At 71.8% G+C, this 19,462-nt stretch carries 19 protein-coding genes; 17 read left to right on the plus strand and 2 right to left on the minus strand.

Features of this window, described 5'->3' with window-relative positions:
- Positions 1-50 precede the first annotated feature (50 nt).
- From WFI16_RS04695 to WFI16_RS04745, 11 genes are all read left to right on the plus strand, one after another.
- Positions 51-752: an extensin-like domain-containing protein gene (locus tag WFI16_RS04695; protein WP_419896628.1), complete on the plus strand. Its 702-nt coding sequence runs from the start codon at positions 51-53 to the stop codon at positions 750-752.
- Between the two features lie 255 nt (positions 753-1,007).
- Positions 1,008-1,478 carry a 50S ribosomal protein L13 gene (rplM, locus tag WFI16_RS04700; RefSeq protein ID WP_419896629.1) on the plus strand — a complete coding sequence of 157 codons (471 nt, stop codon included), beginning with the start codon at positions 1,008-1,010 and terminating at the stop codon, positions 1,476-1,478.
- A gap of 2 nt (positions 1,479-1,480) precedes the next feature.
- On the plus strand, positions 1,481-1,975 hold the full coding sequence (gene rpsI / locus WFI16_RS04705) for a 30S ribosomal protein S9 (RefSeq protein WP_419896630.1): 495 nt from the start codon (positions 1,481-1,483) through the stop codon (positions 1,973-1,975).
- Positions 1,976-2,097: 122 nt separating this feature from the next.
- Positions 2,098-3,048, plus strand: a complete 951-nt coding sequence (gene argC, locus WFI16_RS04710) for an N-acetyl-gamma-glutamyl-phosphate reductase (RefSeq protein WP_419896631.1) — start codon at positions 2,098-2,100, stop codon at positions 3,046-3,048.
- Positions 3,049-3,182: 134 nt separating this feature from the next.
- Complete coding sequence (locus WFI16_RS04715) at positions 3,183-3,677, plus strand: gamma carbonic anhydrase family protein (RefSeq protein ID WP_419896632.1); 495 nt, start codon at positions 3,183-3,185, stop codon at positions 3,675-3,677.
- Positions 3,611-4,264, plus strand: a complete 654-nt coding sequence (locus tag WFI16_RS04720) for a hypothetical protein (protein WP_419896633.1) — start codon at positions 3,611-3,613, stop codon at positions 4,262-4,264. Before WFI16_RS04715 ends, WFI16_RS04720 begins: the two co-directional genes overlap by 67 nt.
- A 113-nt stretch (positions 4,265-4,377) precedes the next feature.
- Complete coding sequence (locus WFI16_RS04725) at positions 4,378-4,980, plus strand: hypothetical protein (RefSeq protein ID WP_419896634.1); 603 nt, start codon at positions 4,378-4,380, stop codon at positions 4,978-4,980.
- A 78-nt stretch (positions 4,981-5,058) separates the two neighbouring features.
- Complete coding sequence (locus WFI16_RS04730; RefSeq protein ID WP_419896635.1) at positions 5,059-7,020, plus strand: methyl-accepting chemotaxis protein; 1,962 nt, start codon at positions 5,059-5,061, stop codon at positions 7,018-7,020.
- Between the two features lie 212 nt (positions 7,021-7,232).
- Complete coding sequence (locus WFI16_RS04735) at positions 7,233-8,840, plus strand: ABC transporter substrate-binding protein (protein WP_419896636.1); 1,608 nt, start codon at positions 7,233-7,235, stop codon at positions 8,838-8,840.
- A gap of 69 nt (positions 8,841-8,909) precedes the next feature.
- Positions 8,910-9,902, plus strand: coding sequence for a Bug family tripartite tricarboxylate transporter substrate binding protein (locus WFI16_RS04740; RefSeq protein WP_419896637.1), 993 nt, complete (start codon positions 8,910-8,912; stop codon positions 9,900-9,902).
- A gap of 53 nt (positions 9,903-9,955) precedes the next feature.
- The gene (locus WFI16_RS04745; protein ID WP_419896638.1) at positions 9,956-10,357 is read left to right on the plus strand and encodes a hypothetical protein; all 402 of its coding nucleotides are present in this window, start codon (positions 9,956-9,958) and stop codon (positions 10,355-10,357) included.
- A gap of 164 nt (positions 10,358-10,521) precedes the next feature.
- On the opposite strand, the gene pdxY is transcribed toward WFI16_RS04745, so the two are convergent.
- Entirely contained in the window at positions 10,522-11,382 is an 861-nt protein-coding gene (gene pdxY / locus WFI16_RS04750; RefSeq protein ID WP_419896639.1) for a pyridoxal kinase PdxY, read from the minus strand.
- A 179-nt stretch (positions 11,383-11,561) separates the two neighbouring features.
- On the opposite strand from pdxY, the gene rpmE reads away from it, so the two are divergent.
- The 5 genes from rpmE to WFI16_RS04775 all read left to right on the plus strand — a co-directional run bounded on the left by rpmE (position 11,562) and on the right by WFI16_RS04775 (position 16,705).
- Complete coding sequence (rpmE, locus tag WFI16_RS04755) at positions 11,562-11,789, plus strand: 50S ribosomal protein L31 (protein ID WP_419896640.1); 228 nt, start codon at positions 11,562-11,564, stop codon at positions 11,787-11,789.
- A gap of 224 nt (positions 11,790-12,013) precedes the next feature.
- Complete coding sequence (locus WFI16_RS04760; protein WP_419896641.1) at positions 12,014-12,490, plus strand: Hsp20 family protein; 477 nt, start codon at positions 12,014-12,016, stop codon at positions 12,488-12,490.
- A gap of 144 nt (positions 12,491-12,634) precedes the next feature.
- The gene (locus WFI16_RS04765) at positions 12,635-13,789 is read left to right on the plus strand and encodes an MFS transporter (RefSeq protein WP_419896642.1); all 1,155 of its coding nucleotides are present in this window, start codon (positions 12,635-12,637) and stop codon (positions 13,787-13,789) included.
- A 265-nt stretch (positions 13,790-14,054) separates the two neighbouring features.
- A complete protein-coding gene (locus WFI16_RS04770) occupies positions 14,055-15,371 on the plus strand; it encodes a DEAD/DEAH box helicase (RefSeq protein ID WP_419896643.1) in 1,317 nt (438 codons plus the stop codon).
- 146 nt (positions 15,372-15,517) lie between these two features.
- Positions 15,518-16,705: a M20 aminoacylase family protein gene (locus tag WFI16_RS04775; protein ID WP_419896644.1), complete on the plus strand. Its 1,188-nt coding sequence runs from the start codon at positions 15,518-15,520 to the stop codon at positions 16,703-16,705.
- 42 nt (positions 16,706-16,747) lie between these two features.
- Here the strand turns inward: WFI16_RS04775 and WFI16_RS04780 are convergent, their stop codons facing one another.
- The gene (locus WFI16_RS04780; RefSeq protein WP_419896645.1) at positions 16,748-18,568 is read right to left on the minus strand and encodes a PHA/PHB synthase family protein; all 1,821 of its coding nucleotides are present in this window, start codon (positions 18,566-18,568) and stop codon (positions 16,748-16,750) included.
- Between the two features lie 211 nt (positions 18,569-18,779).
- On the opposite strand from WFI16_RS04780, the gene WFI16_RS04785 reads away from it, so the two are divergent.
- Positions 18,780-19,406: a hypothetical protein gene (locus WFI16_RS04785; RefSeq protein ID WP_419896646.1), complete on the plus strand. Its 627-nt coding sequence runs from the start codon at positions 18,780-18,782 to the stop codon at positions 19,404-19,406.
- The last annotated feature ends 56 nt before the right edge of the window (positions 19,407-19,462 follow it).

Below are 19,462 nucleotides of genomic sequence, written 5' to 3' on the forward strand. Positions count from 1 at the left end.
GGCAAGCCCACCCCTCGGCAAAGACCGCGCCGGCCCCCATATCCAGCGGGATGATCCGACGCCTGCTGGCCTGGCTGCTGCTCCTGCTCCCGCTGCTGGCGGGCATCGCCTATTGGCAGGGGGTCTGGCGGCCGCCGCCGCGCTGGGACCCGGCCGCGCCCCTCGACTTCCGCGCCGAGCCGAATTTCCTGACCGGCCTGAAGCTCGCCCGCCTGCAGAGCCAGCCCGAGAGCTGCTTCGCCGCCTTCGCGGCCTCGGAGATGCCGGTGGCCCGCGTCGCCGACCGGGAGTCGGGCCAGGGCTGCCCGATCCGCAACGCGCTGCGGCTGCAGGGCTCGCAGGTGGAATTCTCCCCCAACCGCCCGGTGGTGACCTGCCCGCTGGCCGCCGCCTGGGCGCTGTTCGAGCGCCATGCGCTGCAGCAGGCCGCCCTGGCCCATCTGGGCAGCCGGGTGACGGCGGTGCGCCATCTCGGCAGCTACAACTGCCGCAACGTCTATGGCCGGGCGCAGGGCCGCCGCAGCCAGCATGCCACCGCCAATGCGCTGGACATCGCCGGCTTCACCCTGGCCGATGGCCGCAGCGTGATGCTGCCGCGCGACTGGGATGCCGCCGATGGCCGCGGTGCCTTCCTGCGCGCCGTGCGCGACGGCGCCTGCCGCAGTTTCCGGGCGGTGCTGGGGCCGGACTACAACGCCGCCCACCGCGACCATTTTCATCTCGATCGCGGGCCCTGGACGCGCTGTTCCTAGCAGGGGCGAGGGCGGCCAGACGGCTCGCCAGCCCCCACGCGGTCCTGATTCGCCGCGAATTTCTTTGCCAATGGCGCGCTTTTGCCCGCCATGCCTTCCGCCAGCCCGAAAATTAATCAAGTAAAATCAGTATGTTATGCGACTTTTGACGCACCCTGGAAATGCGGTATCTCAATACCACAGCTTTTTCCCTTGACCCCCAGACGCCCAGCAGGGATAAGGCGCGCCTCTTACAGGACTAAGCAGAAGCCGATCATGCTGACCACGCAGACCCGCTCGCTGAAGCCGGCGGAGGTCAAGAAGGGCTGGGTGTTGATCGATGCGGAGGGCCTCGTGCTCGGCCGCCTCGCCACCATCGTTGCCAATCGCCTCCGCGGCAAGCACAAGCCGCAATTCACCCCGCATGTCGACTGTGGCGACCATGTCGTCATCGTCAACGCCGAGAAGGTCCGCGTGACCGGTAACAAGGCCGAGCAGTCGGTCTTCTACTGGCACACCGGCTATGCCGGCGGCATCAAGGAGCGCACCATGCGGGAGCGCCTCGAAGGCCGCTTCCCGGAGCGCGTCATCGAGAAGGCCGTGGAGCGCATGATCACGCGCGGTCCGCTCGGCCGGAAGCAGATGAAGAACCTGCACGTCTATGCCGGTGCCGAGCACCCGCATGCCGGCGCGCAGCCCCAGTCGCTCGACGTCGCCGCCCTGAACCGCAAGAACAAGGTGGCTTGATTATGAGCGAGCAGACCACCGCCTCCTCCCTCTCCGAGCTGAAGAACCTGGTTGCCGGCACCCCGGCTGCTGGTGAATCGTCCGCTCCGCGGGAGCCGAAGCGCGACCAGTTCGGTCGCTCCTACGGCACCGGCCGCCGCAAGAACGCGATCGCCCGCGTCTGGATCAAGCCCGGCAAGGGCGAGATCCTGATCAACGGCAAGAAGCAGAGCCAGTATTTCGCGCGCCCCGTGCTGCGCATGCTGATCGCTCAGCCCTTCCTGGTGACGGACCGCTACCAGCAGTTCGACATCTACGCGACCGTGGTCGGCGGCGGCCTCTCCGGCCAGGCCGGCGCGGTGCGCCACGGCCTCAGCCGCGCCCTGGTCAACTATGAGCCTGCCCTGCGTGGCATCCTCAAGAAGGCCGGCTTCCTGACCCGCGACCCGCGCGTCGTCGAGCGGAAGAAGTACGGCAAGGCGAAGGCGCGACGCTCCTTCCAGTTCAGCAAGCGCTGACGCTGGGCGGACCGGCGTTCGCGCCGGTCCGTTCGAGGACTGTTTATCGGCAAGGGCGGGTCCGCAAGGACCCGCCCTTTCTGTATGCTCTGACACCGTCTCCGACCCTGAAGGAGGGCCTCATGGCCAAGGGTTCACTGCCTGCCATCTTCATCGACGGCGAAGCCGGCACCACGGGCCTGGGCATCCGCCAGCGCCTCGAGGCCCTGCCGGGCATCGTGCTCCGCTCGATCGATCCAGCGCGCCGCAAGGACCCCGAGGCCAAGCGCGCGCTGATGGCGGAAGTCGACCTGGTGGTGCTCTGCCTGCCCGATGCCGCCGCCAAGGAGGCCGCCGCCATGGCCGCCTCGCTCGGCCAGGATGCGCCGAAGCTGCTCGACGCCTCCACCGCGCACCGCGTCGACCCGGCCTGGGCCTTCGGCTTCCCCGAGCTGAACCCGGCCCAGGCGGCCAGGGTGGCGGCGGCGCAGAATGTCGCCAATCCGGGCTGCTACCCGACCGGCGGCATTGCCCTGCTGCGGCCGCTGGTCGATGCCGGGCTGCTGCCCCCTGACCACCCGGTCACCGTCAACGCCGTCTCCGGCTATTCCGGCGGCGGCAAGGCGATGATCGAAAGCTATGAGGGCGGCAGCGCGCCGGCCTTCGAGCTCTACGGCCTCGGCCTCGAGCACAAGCATGTCCCCGAGCTGCAGCTCTATTCCGGCCTGACCCGGCGGCCGATCTTCGTGCCCTCCGTCGGCCACTACCGCCAGGGCATGCTGGTCTCCATCCCGCTGCATCTCGACATGCTGCCCGGCACGCCCAGGGCCTCGCAGCTGGAGGCGGCGCTGGCGGCCCATTACGCCGGCTCCGAATGGGTCAAGGTCGTGCCCACCGCCGGCAGCGCCAAGCTCGAGCCCGAGGCGCTGAATGATACCAACGCCATGGAGCTGCGCGTCTTCGGCAATGACGACCGGCACCAGGCGGTGCTCGTCGCGCGGCTCGACAATCTGGGGAAGGGGGCGTCGGGGGCGGCGGTTCAGAACATCCGGATCATGCTGAACCTGCAGGCGGCGCAGGCAGCGGCGGCATAAAGCAGAAAAAGGGCCGGGGAGAAGGTATTCTCCCCGGACCCCTCATCTATTTCTGTAAGAAAGCAAGAAGACCCCACCAACCCAGAAGGGAACGCGTCCAGACCATGGCTCCGCTCTATCCGTTTGAAGGCCGCATGCCGGCCATCGATCCCACCGCCTTCGTCGCCCCCTCCGCCGCCGTCATCGGCGATGTCGAGCTCGGCGAGGACGCCTCGGTCTGGTATCATTGCGTGCTGCGCGGCGACACCAACATCATCCGCATCGGCGCCCGCACGAATATCCAGGACGGCACCATCGTCCACGTCAACGCCGGCAAGTTTCCCGCGTTGATCGGCAACGACGTCACCGTCGGCCATGCCTGCATCATCCATGCCTGCACCCTCAAGGACCGCGCCTTCGTCGGCATGGGCGCCACCGTGCTCGACGGCGCGGTGATCGAGGAGGGCGGCATGCTGGGCGCCGGCGGGCTGCTGGCGCCGAACAAGCGCATCGGCCCGAACGAGCTCTGGCTCGGCTCGCCGGCGCGCCTGGCCCGCGTGATGACCGCCGAGGAACGCGCCCAATGGGACAAGACCGCCGTGCATTATGTCGAGCTGGCCAAGCGGCACCGCACCTCGCTGGCCACCTGAGGCGCCGGCGGGCGGGCCGGCTTCTCCCGGCCCTGCTGCTGGCCCTGGCGGCCGGCTGCGCCGCGCCGCCGCCGCCGCCCGCCCGCCTGCCGCCGGCCCTGCTGCAGGGACCGGCGGTGGCCGGCGCGCCCAACCCGACCACCGCCGCCCTGCGCGGCGCGGCGGCCGCCTTCGCCGCGCCGGTGCGGCTGCAGGGCCGGCCGTCGCTGGCGGCGCTGGCGGTGGCGCAGCTCGAATACCTGGCCGTCGAACTGCCCTCCGGCCGCGTCTCCGGCGATATCGGCATGATCGCGCCGATGCTGCAGGCCGCCCGCAGCGAGGTGCGCGCCTGGCTCGATATCGACGAGGCGGTGCCGCCACAGCAGGTGATCGACGCCATGGCCGCCGCCGCCAGCGCGCCCGGCGGTGAGCCGGCGGCGGCCGGGCAGATCCCGCCCGCGCTCTCCGCCGCCGGGCCGGAGGCGCTCTGGCGCCGGCTGGGCGCCATGCCGCGGCTGCCGCAGGCCAATGCGGCGACGCGGGCGGCGCTGCGCTACTGGGAATTCGGCCCGATGGAGGATTTCGACATCGGCTTCCTGCGCCGCTAGGGCCGCCGGGTGGGGTGGGGCGCTTCGGGTCTTCCGGCGCGCCTCGCGCGCGAGGTTTGGCGAAGCGGCGGGGCTGCGGCAGAATGGGGCGGAACCCCGACGGAGTGCCCGCCATGCGTCTTGCCCGAATTCCGGTCCTCCCGGCGCTGCTGGCGGGGGCGCTGCTGCTGCCCGGCTGCGCCGAGCTGCGCACCCCGCGGCCGCGCGTCGAGCTGCCGCTGGAGCTGGTGCAGGGCCCGGAGGATCCGGTGCGCAATGCGACGCGGCTGGCGGCCGCCGCCTTCGACAACCAGGGCGCCGGGCTGGAGGGCCGCCCCGCCGAGACCGCCCGCGCTGCCGCCCGCCTGGAGTACCTCGCCCAGGTGCTGACCACGGATGCGCGCTATGCCGCGCTGCCGCCGGGCCTGGCGATGTCGCTGCGCGGCGCCGTGCGCGAGGTGCGGCAGGCCATCGGCATCTCGGCCACCGCGCTGCCCGAGCAGGTGATCCCGGCGCTGGCCAGGGCCGCCGGCGTCATCGAGGCGAAGGGCGATACCGCGGCGGCGCTGCCGGGCGCGATGTTCCAGGCCGGCCCGGCGCTGACCTTGCAGCGCCTGGGCCAGCCCGGGCCGCTGCCCGAGGCCGCCATCGCCACCGGCCGCACCCAGGAGGCCATCGCGGCGCTGGACCGCAGCGATGGCTGGGGCGGCGCGCGCGACACCGATCCCCTGCGCTGAGGCGTCGGGTGCCGCCGCTCTTTTCCCTCCCTTAATCCGGATTCGCCATTCTTCCTGTCGACATCAAGGAAGAATGTAATGCCTTTCCGGTCGCTGCGGGCGCGGATGGTGCTGGCGATCCTGGGCGCCAGCCTGGGGGCCTCGCTGCTGCTGACGCTGGTGGGTGCGCTGCAGCGCGATGCGGCGGAGGAGCAGGAGCTGGCGCGGCGCATGGTGCAGCTGCGGCAGAGCCTGATGCTGTCGCTGGGCGAGGAGCAGCGCCTGGCGACGGCGCTGGGCAGCACGGTGGCGAACGCGCCCGCCGTGGTGGCGGCGCTGCGGGACGGCAACAAGGCCGCCTTGCAGGCGGAGACGGCGGCCGTGTTCCAGGACATGGCGCAGCGTTTCGGCCGGGTGATCCTGACCTTCGCCGATGCCGGAGGGACGGTGCTGCTGCGTGCGCACGACCCGGCGGCCTCGGGCGACAATTACCGCGACCGGCGCACCACGGTGCGGGAGGCGCTGTCGCGCGCCGCGCCGGTGGCGGGGCTGGAGCCCGGGCGCGACAATATCAGCGTCTTCGCCGTGACGCCGGTCTCCGTGGGCGGGCGCGTGGTCGGCGTGGTCGATCTCGGCATGGCGCTCGGCGACAGCCTGGCGGCGCGGATGAAGGCGCTGAGCGGGGCGGAGGTCGCCATCTACCGCGTGAACGCCGGCAGCCTGGCGCCGATCGGCTCGACCACCGGCGGGCAGGGGCTGCTGTCGCCGGCGCAGCGCGCGGCCGGGCTGCAGGCGGCGCAGGCGCAGACGGTGTCCTGGCGCGGCGCGCGGATGCAGGCGGCGACCGAGGCCCTGCGCGGCATCGACGGCCAGGTGCTGGGGCTGATCGAATATGGCGTCGATATCGAGGCCCGGCTGGCCGCCAGCGACCGCACCGACCGCGACGCGCTGCTGATCACCCTGGGCACGGCGCTGCTGGCGCTGCTGGCCGGCTGGTGGCTGGCGGCGCGGCTGGCGCGCCCGCTGGCGGCGCTGGCCGAGGCGGCGCGGCAGCTGGCCGGCGGCCAGACCGCGCTGGAGGTGCCGGGACGCGCCCGGCGCGACGAGATCGGCGCGGTCGCCCAGGCGATGGAGGTGCTGCGCCAGGGCACCGTCGAGGCGGAGGCGATGCGCGCGGACCAGGCGCGGCAGCGGCAGCGGGTGGAGGTGGAGCGGCGGCAGGCGACGCTCGACCTGGCCGGCCAGGTCGAGGCGCGGATCGGTGCGGTGAGCGAGGAGCTGGCGCAGAGCGCCACCCGGCTGCAGCGCAGCGCGACCGCCCTGCTCGCCAGCATCGAGACGGTGGGCAGCCGCGGCGCCGGCGCGGCGCAGGGGGCGGACCTGGCCTCGACCAATGTGCAGACCGTCGCGGCGGCGGCCGACGAGCTGAACGCCGCCATCTCCGAGATCACCCGCCAGGTGGCCGAGGCCGCCAGCGTCGCCCGCCGCGCGCTGGAGCGCAGCAGCGCCGCCGATGGCACGGTGCGGCAATTGTCCTCGAGCTCCGAGCGGATCGGCGAGGTCGTGCAGCTGATCGGCGACATTGCCGGGCAGACCAACCTGCTGGCGCTGAACGCCACCATCGAGGCGGCGCGCGCCGGCGAGGCGGGGAAGGGCTTCGCCGTCGTCGCCAGCGAGGTGAAGAACCTGGCGGCGCAGACCGCCCGCGCCACCGAGGAGATCAGCGCGCAGATCGCCGGCATGCAGCAGGCGGCGCAGCAGGCGGCCGGCGCCATCAGCGGCATCGCCGGCGTCATCGCCGAGGTCGACCATATCGCCGGCAGCATCGCCGCCGCGGTCGAGCAGCAGGGCGCCGCCACCCGGGAGATCGCCCGCAACGTGCAGGAGGCCGCCGATGGCACCAGCCGGGTGACGCGGGAGGTCGAGGGGGTGAGCAGCGCCGCCGCCGGCGCGGCCGAGGCGGCGGCCGGGCTGGACCGGCTCGGCCGCGACCTGGGCCAGCAGGGCGGCACGCTGCGCAGCGAGCTGCAGGCGCTGCTGGCGCAGATGCGGGCGGCCTGACGCACCGGTCCCGGGCTGCGGCCCGGAACACCGGCGCCGAAGGCTGGTGCCGCCTTTCCTGCCGGCAGGTGGAAAGGCCGGCGCGGTGGGGCACCAGGATGTGGCGCGGCGGCCATAGCGGCGGCGCCATCGGCGGCGTGGCCGCCATGCCCCTTCATGTCGGCCGCGCGATGTGCAGAATGCCTCTCTCTTTCGTGAGCGTGGAGAAGCCCGTGCAGCGTCGCAGTTTCCTGGCAGGGGTGGCCGGCCTCGCCACCGTTGCGGGCGGCCCGGGCGCGGGCGGCCTGGCGCGGCCGGCCCTGGCGGCGGGCGAGTCCCGCCAGGTGCTGCGCTTCGTGCCGCAAGGCGACCTGCGCGTGCTGGACCCGCTGGCCACCACCGCCTATGCGACCCGCAACCACGGCCATCTGTGCTGGGACACGCTCTACGGGCTGGATGCCGAGCTGCGCCCGCAGCCGCAGCTGGCCGAGGGCCATGCCGTCGAGAATGATGGCCGGCTCTGGACCTTCACCCTGCGCCAGGGCCCGCGCTTCCATGATGGCGAGCCGGTGCGGGCGCAGGACGCGGTGGCCTCGATCCGCCGCTGGATGCTGCGCGACCTGCACGGCCAGACGCTGGCGACCCGCCTGGAAGACATCCGCGCGCTGGACGACCGCCGCTTCGCGCTGCGGCTGTCGCGGCCCTTCGGGCTGATGCTGGACGCGCTGGGCAAGGCCTCGACCTATCCCTGCTTCATCTACCCCGAGCGTTTCGCCCAGCAGGACCCGTCGCGCGCCTTCACCGAGGTGGTCGGCAGCGGCCCCTATCGCTATGTCGCGGAGGAGCGGGCGCGGGGCAGCCTGCTGGTCTATCGCCGCTTCGAGGGCTACAGCCCCGCCCGCGGCGCCGTCAGCCTGACCGCCGGGCCGAAGCTCGCCCTGTTCGAGCGGCTGGAATACCGCCACATCCCCGACGCCGCCGCGGCGGCCGAGGCGCTGCAATCCGGCCAGGTGGACTGGTGGGAGCAGGTGGCGCCCGACCTGCGCCCGGTGCTGAAGCATGACCGCAGCCTGGCCATGGACCGGCTCGCCATGGGCGGCACCGTCGCCATGCTGCGGGTCAACCAGCTGCACCCGCCCTTCGACAATCCGGCGCTGCGCCGCGCGCTGCTGCCGGCGTTGCGGCAGGGCGACTTCATGACCGCCATCATGGGCGACAACCGCGAGCTCTGGCGCGAGAATATCGGCTGCTTCCCGGAAGGCAGCCCGATCGCCTCGGAGGCCGGGCTCGAGGCGATCACCGGCCCGCGCGACGTCGAGGCCGCGCAGCGCGCCGTGAAGCGCGCCGGCTACCAGGGCGAGAAGGTCGCGGTGCTGCACCCGACCGACGTGGTGAACAACAGCAACCTGACCGCGGTGGCCACCGACCTGTTCCAGCGCGTCGGGCTGAATGCCGAGACGGTCAGCTGCGACTGGGCCGGCTTCCTGCAGCGCCGCGCCAGCCGCGCCCCGGTGGCCGAGGGCGGCTGGAGCGCGCTGGTCGTGCTGTTCGGCGGCATGGACCTAGCGACGCCCGCTGGCCACCCCCTGCTGCGCGCCAATGGCGAGCGCGCCTGGTTCGGCTGGCCCGACAGCCCGAAGCTGGAGGCGCTGCGCGACCGCTGGTTCGATACGCCCGACCTCGCCGCGCAGCAGAAGCTGGGGCGCGAGATCCAGCGGCAGTTCTTCCAGGACCTGCCCTATTATCCGCTCGGCCAGTACATGAACGACAGCGCCTGGCGCACCTCGCTCTCGGCGCCGCGGCGCGGCATGGTGCTGCCGCTGAACGTCAAGCGGGTCTGAACCGGCGCCGTTGACCAGGGCGTTTTTGCATCGCAGCATCCTCCGATCCTGTTGATCGGATCCTCGACGATGATTCTCCGCCGCCGCAGCCTCCTGGCGACGCCCGCCCTGCTGCCTGCCCTTAGCCTCGGCCATGGCGCCCGGGCGCAGGGCGCCGCCTGGCCGACCCGGCCGGTGCGCATGATCGTGCCCTTCGCGGCCGGCGGCAGCACCGATGTCTCGGCCCGCATGATCACGCCGAAGATGTCGGAGATCCTGGGCCAGAGCGTCGTCATCGAGAACCGCGCCGGGGCCGGCGGCACCGTGGGCTCCGACGCGGTGGCCAAGTCGCCGCCCGACGGCAGTACTTTCCTGATGGGCACTATCTCGACGCATGTGCTGGCGGTCGGCCTCTATGGCGCGCGGCTGCCCTATGACCCGGAGCGCGACTTCGTCGCCGTCGCGCCCACCGTGCTGGTGCCGATCTGCATCACGGTCCATCCCTCGCTGGGCGTGACCACGCTCGCCGAGTTCATCGCCCTGCTGAAGGCCAATCCGGGCAAGTACAGCTATGGCACCGGCGGCGCCGGCGGCTCGGCGCATATCGCCGCGGTCAGCTTCCTCAATGCCATCGGCGCGCAGGCCGAGCACATCCCCTATCGCGGCAGCGCGCCGATGCTGTCCGACCTGCTGGCCGGCCAGGTGGCGGTCGGCTTCGACACGCCGGCGCTGATCGCGCCGCACCACAAGTCGGGCGCGCTGCGCTGCCTGGCCATCGCCACCGACGCGCATTCCACCCTGATGCCCGAGGTGCCGACCGCCGCCGAGGCCGGCCTGCCCGGCTATCGCGCCTATAGCTGGTTCGGCGTCTTCGCGCCCGCCGGCACGCCGGCGCCGATCGTGCAGAAGATGAACGCCGCGGTGCGCGCCGCGGTGGAGGAGCCGGAGACCGCCCGCAAGCTGCGCGAGCTGGAGCTGCCGCCGATCGAGAAGGGCTCGCCCGCCGAGTTTGCCGCATTCTTGAAGGCGGAGCTGGCGCTCTGGGTGCCCTTGGTCAAAGCCTCCGGCGCCACGGCGGACTAAGAGGGAGGGGCGGAGAGCTCATCCCGCCCCCTCTTCTTGCCGCAGGAGTGCCCATGGCCGCCATGCCCGACCCGACCCCCACCACGCCGGCGCGGGTCCGGCGCCTCGGCTGGGCGCTGCTCGTGATCGGCGGGCCGCTGCTGCTGCTGATCATCCTCTTCGCCCTGCCGCTGCTGGGCAATCTGGTCGGGCTGCTGACCCTGCCGAAGCTCGCCGACTGCACCCAGCAGGCCGGCAGCTTCACCCATTGCTGGCTCTGGGGCGAGGATGTCGCCGAGATCGTCAATGGCTATGCCATCGGCATCTTCCTGGCCGGGCTGATCAACCCGATGCTCTTCATGAAGCTGCTGGCGACCTACCTGCACCCGCTGCTGGTGCTGGCCTGGGCGGTGGGAAGCCTGTGGCTGGCGGCGCGATGGCTCAAGGGCCGCAAGGCGCTAAAGGCCGGGAAGTGAGGAAAGCCAGAATTCTTCCCTCAGCTTCATGACATGGCGCTCCCCCACGGGTCGCGCTGCCGCCTGGCCGTTTCACGTCCCGTCGCCACGTGGACACGGCAGTCTGACAGAAGGAAGAAGGGGTCCAGGGGAATTCATTCCCCTGGCCTTGCCCTGTCTTCTCGTCAGCAGACTTCCGGCAGGAACACCCGGCTTGGCACGACGAACTCGTCCTGTGCCGCCACGGTCAGGATCTCGCGCGACGCCGCTTCCGAGGTGCGGCGCAGCAACCCGTAGATCGACGAGGCGGCCGCCCCCAGCGCGGCGCTGGCCTGCCCGGTCTTCAGGCGGTGGAACAGGAACAGCGCCGCGATGGCGTCGCCGGCGCCGTTCACCGAGAGCGGCAGCATCGGCGTGCGGATGCGGTGGAACTGGCCGCCCTCGGCCGCCAGCATCTCGATCTGGTCCTCCGGCGTCTCGGCCACCTTCAGCGAGGTCACCAGCACGCAGCGCGGGCCACCCGGCGCCATGCGGGCCTGCAGGGCGCGCGCCGCCGCCTTGGCCTCGGCCAGCGTGGTGACCGGCTGGCCGGTCATCCATTCCAGCTCGAACTGGTTCGGCGTGATGATGTCGGCGGCCGGGATGGCGCGGTCGCGCATGAATTCGGGGATGCCGGGGCGGACGAAGACGCCGCGGCCGACATCGCCGATCACCGGATCGCAGCAATACAGCGCCTGGGGATTGGCCGCCTTGACCCGGGCGCTGGCCTCCAGGATGGCTTCGCCGATGGCGGCGTCGCCCATGTAGCCCGAGAGCGTCGCGTCGCAGCGGGGCAGGGCGCCGCGATCCTCGATCCCCTGCACCAGGTCGCGCACCAGATCCGCTCCGAAGACCTGGCCGCGCCAGCTGCCATAGCCGGTGTGGTTGGAGAACTGGACGGTGTTCACCGCCCAGACCTCGGCCCCCAGCCGCTGCAGCGGGAAGACGGCCGAGGCATTGCCGACATGGCCGTAGGCGACCCAGGACTGGATGGACAGGATGTTCATGCGCCGATCTTCCTCAGCGGGGCGGTGCTTCCGCTCTAGGATCGGGGGGGCGCAGGGTCAATCCGGGCGGCCCGGCGGGCACCGGCGGTTTCGGTTGCCAAGGCCCTGGGGCGCCTGTAGAAGCGGCGCTTCCGTGCGGCCGGTCGGCATCGGCTGCTCCAGACAGAGAAGCAATCGCCATGAAGCCCGATATCCATCCCGACTACCACGAGATCACCATCATCATGACCGACGGGACGACGTACAAGACGAAGTCCTGCATGGGCAAGGAAGGTGACACGCTGCGCCTGGACATCGACCCGAAGTCCCACCCGGCCTGGACCGGCGTGCAGCGCGTGATGGACACGGGCGGCCAGATCGCCAAGTTCAACAAGCGTTTCGCCGGCATCGGCGCCCGCAAGGCCTGAGCCTGCGGCAGGCTTCCCGCGCCAGGGGCGCGGGGATCGTGAAAAAAAACGCCGTCCCTCGCTTGAAGCGGGGGGCGGCGTTTTCCATTTGGAGCTCTGTCAGCGGCGCCCGGTTGCGGGGCTGCTGGCGCGGTTCACCAGGCTCTGGGCTGCCCGATCGGGGGCCCGTCGCATGCCGGGAATCGCAACGCCAACGGACCCTTGCTTTTGAGGAGGCTCCAGTGATGACTGCTTTCGACACCGCCCCGCTTTTCCGCTCCGCCATCGGCTTCGACCGCATGACGCGGCTGCTGGACTCGGTCCGCAATGCCGCGGACAGCAATTCCTACCCGCCCTACAATATCGAGAAGACCGGTGAGGACGCTTATGTCCTGACCATGGCCGTGGCCGGCTTCGGGCCGGAGGATCTGGAGATCAACGCCCAGGACAATGTCCTGGTGGTCACCGGCAAGTCCTCCCAGCCCGAGAGCGAGGAGCGCCGCTACCTCTATCGCGGCATCGCCGGCCGCGCCTTCGAGCGCCGCTTCGTCCTGGCCGACCATATCCAGGTGAAGGGCGCCGACCTGGTCAATGGCCTGCTGCACGTGGCGCTGCAGCGCGAGGTGCCGGAGGCGCTGAAGCCGCGCCGCATCGAGATCGCCTCGGCGGCGCCGCGCCAGCCGGTGATCGAGGGCAAGGCGCAGCAGCCCCTGGCGGCGTAACCAAGGAACGGGCTTGTCCGGACGTGGCGGCCGGGGTGGCGACACCCCGGCCGTTTTTGCGCGTCCTCGGGCCGGGCAGGGGTTGCGGGGCAGGGGGCGGCACCCGAAGCTGGGCCTTCTCCTGCCGTCGGACTGCCGCGCCCCATGTTCCAGGACCGCCAGAAGGCCACCACCGTCGCCGCGCTGGGCATCGCCCAGACCCTGGCCTGGGCCTCCTCCTACTACCTGCCGGCGATCCTGGCGCGGCCGATGGCGGCCGAGCTCGGCCTGTCGCCCTCCGCCATCTATGGCTGGTTCTCGGCGGCGCTGCTGCTGACCGCGCTGCTCGGCCCAGTGGTCGGCCGCGCCATCGACCGGCGGGGCGGCCGCCCGGTGCTGGCCCTGTCCAACCTGGTCTTCGCCGCCGGGCTGCTGCTGCTCGGCACCGCGCAGGGCCAGGCCGGGCTGGGCGCCGGCTGGCTGCTGCTCGGCATCGGCATGGCGCTCGGCCTCTATGACGCGGCCTTCGCCACGCTGGCCGGGCTCTATGGCGCCGCGGCCAAGGGGCCGATCACCGGGGTCACGCTGTTCGCCGGCTTCGCCTCCACCATCGGCTGGCCGCTGACCACGCTTCTCGAGGCCGAGATCGGCTGGCGCGGCGCCTGCCTGGCCTGGGCGGCACTGCAGCTGCTGCTCGGCCTGCCGCTGAACCGGCTGCTGGTGCCGCCTGCCCCGCCGCCGGCGCCGAAATCCACCGCCACCGGCGAGGCCGCGCCGGCGCCGGCCCATGCCATGCTGGTGATCGGCTTCGTCTTCGCCGCCACCGGCATCGTCACCGCCGCCGTCGCCGCCCATCAGCCGGCGCTGCTCGCCGCGGCCGGCGCCTCGCCGGAGTTGGCGCTGCTGGCCGCCTCGCTGACCGGACCGGCTCAGGTGGGGGCGCGGCTGCTGCAATTCGGCCTGCTGGGCAATCTGCACCCGCTCTGGACCTCGCGCTTCGCCTGCGTGATGCAGGGGCTGGGGACCGCGGTGCTGCTCCTGCTGGGCGGGCCGGCGGCGGTCGCCTTCACCCTGCTCTATGGCGCCGGCAACGGGCTGCACACCATCGCCCGCGGCACCCTGCCGCTGGCGGTCTTCGGCCCGGTGGGCTTCGGCCAGCGCCAGGGGCTGCTCTCCGCCCCGGCGCGGCTGCTGCAGGCCGGCGCGCCGCTGGCCTTCGGCCTGCTGCTGGAGGGCTACGGCGCCATGGCCGGGCTGGCCGGCATCCTGGCGCTCTGCCTGGCGGCTTTCGCCGCGCTCTTCGCGCTGCGGGTCCGCTGACGGCGCAGGGCTGCCCGTCCTCTTCGCACTTGCGGAATGCGAGGCGGACGCGCATATGAGCGCCGTCGGCATCCTGCGGAACCCGTGGCGATTCCGGCGCGCCCTGGTCGCGTGAACGGTTGGCTCGCTCGCTGAAGCGGCCGCCCAGGCCAGGGCCCCGGGCTTTACGCCCCCGGCGCTTTCCCTCGGTACGACCCATCCACGCGGGGCGTCCTGACCCGCCCCCGGCGTGGCCTCAGGCGCACGCCCGATTCTGGATGTTTTGATGACCGATTTCGCTTCCCTCGGCCTGGCCGAACCGCTGCTGCGTGCCCTCGAGGCCGAAGGCTACACCACCCCCACCCCGATCCAGGCGCAGGCCATCCCGCTGGTCATGCAGGGCCGCGACCTGCTGGGCATCGCCCAGACCGGCACCGGCAAGACCGCCGCCTTCGCCCTGCCGCTGCTGCACCACCTGGCCGACCGCAAGGCGCCGCCGCCGCGCGGCGGCTTCCGCGCGCTGATCCTGTCGCCGACGCGCGAGCTGGCCTCGCAGATCCATGACAACATCCGCTCCTATGGCCGCTTCCTCGGCCTGACCTCGACCGTCGTCTTCGGCGGCGTCGGCGCCAAGCCGCAGATCCGCGACCTGGCCCGCGGCGTCGACATCCTGGTGGCGACCCCGGGCCGCCTGCTCGACCATGTCCAGCACGGCGCGGCGCGCATGCAGGGCGTCGAGGTGCTGGTGCTCGACGAGGCCGACCAGATGCTGGACCGCGGCTTCTGGCCGGCGATCCGCAAGCTGACCGGGCTGATGTCGAAGAACCGCCAGACGCTGTTCTTCAGCGCCACCATGCCGGCCGAGATCGCCAAGATCGCCAACGAGATGCTGAAGGACCCGGCCCGCGTCTCGGTGACGCCGGTCGCCTCGACCGCCGAGCGCGTCGACCAGAAGCTGATCCATATCGACGCCAGCCAGAAGCGCATCCTGCTGACCGAGATGCTGCGCGACCTGCCGATCGGCCGCGCCCTGGTCTTCGCCCGCACCAAGCACGGCGCCGACCGCGTGGTGAAGCACCTGAACACCGAGGGCATCAACGCCCACGCCATCCATGGCGACCGCAGCCAGGGCCAGCGCGAGCGGGCGCTCTCCGAGTTCCGCACCGGTCGGGCGCCGATCCTGGTGGCGACCGACATCGCCAGCCGCGGCATCGACGTCGATGGCGTGACCCATGTCTTCCAGTTCGACCTGCCGGACACGCCCGAGGCCTATGTCCACCGCATCGGCCGCACCGCGCGCGCCGGCGCCTCGGGCGAGGCCATCACCTTCTGCGCCCCGGACGAGGTGGCGAAGCTGAAGGCGGTCGAGAAGCTGATCGCCATGCGCATCCCGGCCGAGGACCGCCGCAGCGATGCCGGCCGCGCCGAGGCCGCCTCGGTGGTGCCGAAGGCCAAGCCGAAGCCGCGCGGGCGCCGGCCGATGGGTGCCCCCGGGGGGGCGCCGCGCCAGGGCGCGCCGCGCAATGGGGCGCCGCGGGGGCCGATGCCGGCCGGCGGCGGCGGCGGCGATGGGCCGCGCCGGCGGCCGATGGCGGCGCGCTGAAGCAAAGCAAGGCCAGGGGCGCTGCCCCTGGACCCCGCCGGGGGGACAGTGTCCCCCCGGACCCCGCCGTCATAAAAGCGTCCCGGGCCGGTTGCCCAAGACCGACAACGGAGACAGGCTCAGCCCACCACAACGCTGGATGAGCCATGCCGACCGAACACGACAACCGCGTCGAGACGATCTCCGCCGACGCGACCCAGTGGCGCCGCCACCTGCACGCCAATCCCGAGCTGTCCTTCCAGGAATTCAAGACCAGCGACTTCGTCGCCGAGAAACTCGCCAGCTGGGGCATCGAGGTGACCCGCGGCATCGCCGGCACCGGCCTGGTCGGCACGCTGCGCGGCAAGCGGGCGGGCAACTCGCCCCGCGCCATCGGCCTGCGCGCCGACATGGACGCCCTGCCGATGACCGAGGCCACCGGCCTCGACTATGCCAGCCAGACCCCCGGCGTCATGCATGCCTGCGGCCATGACGGCCACACCACCATGCTGCTGGGTGCCGCGCGCTACCTCGCCGAGACCCGCGACTTCGCCGGCACCGTCCACTTCATCTTCCAGCCCGCCGAGGAAGCCGGCGGCGGCGGCCGGGTGATGGTGGAGGAGGGGCTGTTCGACCGCTTCCCCTGCGACGCCGTCTTCGGCATCCACAACGACAGCGCCATGCCGCTGGGCAAGTTCACCGTGACCCGCGGCATCACCAATGCGGCGGCCGACACCGTGACGCTGCGCATCAAGGGGCTGGGCGGCCATGCCGCGCGGCCGCATGCGGCGATCGACCCGGTGCTGGTCGCCAGCCACATCGTCGTTGCCCTGCAGAGCGTCGTCGCCCGCCGTGTCGATCCACTGGATTCGGCGGTGCTCTCGCTCTGCAGCATCCATGGCGGCACCGCCTGCAACGTCATCCCCGACGAGGTGGTGATCCAGGGCACCATCCGCACCCTGAAGCCGGCCACCCGCGACGCCATGCAGCGCCTGCTGACCCAGGTGGCGACCGCGACCGCCGAGGCGCATGGCGCCAGCATCGAGATCGACTACGAGCGCGGCTATCCGTCCGTGGTCAACAGCGACGAGCCGGTCGAGCGTGCCCGCCTGGCCGCGGTGGCCCTGTCCGGCGAGGAGATGCTGATCCGCGAGCGCGCCCCGACCATGGGCGGCGAGGATTTCTCCTACATGGCCAACCGGGTGCCGGGCTGCTTCATCCGCCTCGGCCAGGTGGATGACGACAAGACCTTCCCCGTCCACCACGTGAAGTACGACTTCAACGACAAGCTGCTGCCGACCGGCATCGCCTTCTGGGCCTCGCTGGTCGAGCAGGAGCTGGCCCTTCAGGATTGAGCCACGCCGGGAGCGGACAGCGTCCGCTCCCCCTGAAAGAAATCAGTCGGTCGCGATGACCTTGACGTAGCTGCCGGGCGCGTCCTCCAGCGCCGGCAAGCCGCCGCTGCCGGGGATGCGCGCCGGCACCTGCGCCTTGTCCAGCGCCGAGACCCAGCGGTGCCAGTCCGGCCACCAGGAGCCGGCCAGCTCGGTGGCGCCGGCGAACCAGGCATCGGGCTCGGCCGGCTGGCTGTCCGAGACCCAGTGGCTGTACTTCCCCGATTCCGGCGGGTTGGCGACGCCGGCGATATGCCCCGAGGCGGCGAGCACGAAGCGCACCGGGCCCTGGTAGATCTGCGTCGCGCGATAGGTGCTCTTCCAGGGCGCGATATGGTCCTCGCGGGTCGAGAGGATATAGGTCGGCAGCTTGATCTTGGTCAGGTCCAGCGGCACGCCGCCCAGCGTCACCCCGCCCGGCTTCACCAGGTCGTTCTGCTGGTACATCCGCCGCAGGTAGAAGCTGTGCATCGCCGCCGGCATGCGGGTGCTGTCGTCGTTCCAGTAGAGCAGGTCGAAGGGGAAGGGCTCCTGCCCGAGCAGGTAGTTCTGCACCACGAAGGACCAGATCAGGTCGTTGGCGCGCAGCATGTTGAAGGTCGCGGCCATCTCCCGTCCCTCCAGATAGCCGCGCTTCTGCATGCGGTCCTCGAGCGACTGCAGCTGTTCCTCGTCGATGAAGACCGAGAGCTCGCCCGCTTCCGCGAAGTCGACCATGGTGGTGAAGAAAGTCGCCGACTTGATGCGGCTGTCCTTCCTGACCGCCATATGCGCAAGCGTCGAGGCCAGCAGCGTGCCGCCGAGGCAGTAGCCGATGGCGTTGACCGCCTTCTCGCCGGTCGCCTTCTGGATGGCGTCGAGCGCGGCATAGACGCCCTCGATCATGTAGTCCTCGAAGCTCTTCTGCGCGAGCGTCTCGTCCGGATTGACCCAGGACACCATGAAGACGGTGTGCCCCTGCGCCACGGCCCATCTGACAAAGCTGTTCTTCGGGCGCAGGTCGAGGATGTAGAATTTGTTGATCCAGGGCGGCACGATCAGCAGCGGCCGCTTCAGCACCGTCTCGGTCGCCGGGCTGTACTGGATCAGCTGCATCAGCGCATTCTGATAGACCACCTTGCCCGGCGAGACGGCGATGTTCTCGCCGATCTGGAACTTGCTCTCGTCGGTCATGCGGATGCGCAGCTTGCCCTTGCCGCGCTCCAGGTCGGAGAGCAGGTTCTGCAGGCCCCGCAGCAAATTCTCGCCGCCGGTCTCGGCGGTGCGGCGCAGCACCTCCGGATTGGTCATCAGGAAGTTCGACGGGCTCATCGCATCGACGAATTGCCGCGTGTAGAAATCGACCTTCTGGGCGGTCTTCGGGTTCAGGTCGTCCGCCGCATGCGCCACGTTGGTGAAGTAGCGCGCCGAGAGCAGGTAGGACTGCTTGATGAAGTCGAAGACCTCGTTGTCGCGCCAGGCCTCGTCCTTGAAGCGGCGGTCCTTCGGGTCCTCGGCGATCACCGGCGGGATGTCGCCATCGCCCCACATGCGCCGCGCCGTGTTCTGCCACAGCGTCAGGTAGTCCTGCCAGAAGCCCAGCTGCGCCTGCACCAGCCGCGCCGGATTGGCCATCAGCCGCGCCGTCATCTCCATGAAGGCGCTGCCGATATGGCTGGGGTCGGGGCTGCCGGGGGTGGCCTCGGCCTCGCCTGCCTGGCGCTTCAGGAAGTCGGCGACGATGCGCTGCCCGCGCTCCGCCACATCGGCCATGGTGCGCGACACCAGAGCGGGATCCGGCAGGCGGAAGGCGCCCGGGTCCTGGGGGGTGTCGTCCTGAGCCATGCTGTCCTCCGCGCCCTGGGCGCCTGGTGTCCTGCGATTCCTGACCGCGCTTGGGGCTTGCGCCCTTCGCATCATGGCCGCACCGCGCGGTGAAAGCCATTCTTCTGGGTTAATCTCCGCAGCCTCCGCGGCCAGGCCCGCGCTGCCGCACTTTCCCGCCCCCCCGCTTTCGGGCTAAGCCCCCTGGGGTGCCCGACAGGAGGCGCCGCAGGTGAAGGGGCCGATTGCGATGCAGCAGATGACCGGGCCAAGCCGCCGGCCGCGTGCCGCCAGCCGGATCGCCGCGCTGGCCCTGCTGCCGCTGCTCGCGGCCCCGCTGCTGGGCGGCTGCGTCGGCTCGCCGGCCGAGGGGCCGCGCGAATTCTGGAACAATGCCTTCGGCGAGCCGCTGCAGGGCAGGCCGCTGCCGCCCGGCACCGACGGCGCCTATCCCAACCTGGCCTCGGTGCCGCCGCAGCCGCCGCGCGGCGCCGCCTCGGCGCGCGAGGCGCTCTCGGCCGCCCTGGCCGAGGCGCGCGGCCAGTCGCGCGAGCCGATCATCCCGGGCCGCCCGGTGCCGCCGCCGCCCAGCGGCGCCCAGGGCGAGACGCCGATCCCGCTGAACCCGCCCGCGCCGCCGCGGCTGGCCAGCGCGCCCCCGGTGCGCCCGATGGCGCCGGGCGAGGGCAACCTGCCGAACGACCCGGCCCTGCCGGCCGATCCTGGCCAGGCGCCGGGCCTGCCGCCGGCCGAGATGCTGGCCCCCGCGCCGGGCGGCCCGCCGCCGCCGGCCCGTGGCCTGGGCCCGGCGCCGGCCGCGCCGGATCCGGGCGCCGTGCCGCCGCCGCCGCGGTTCTGATTCCGCCCCTCCGGTTCCGCTGAGGGGCGATCTGCCCTATCCTGGCAGGCTGCCGC

Source organism: Roseomonas sp. USHLN139, assembly GCF_037145735.1.
In the GTDB taxonomy this organism is placed as follows: Bacteria; Pseudomonadota; Alphaproteobacteria; order Acetobacterales; family Acetobacteraceae; genus Pseudoroseomonas.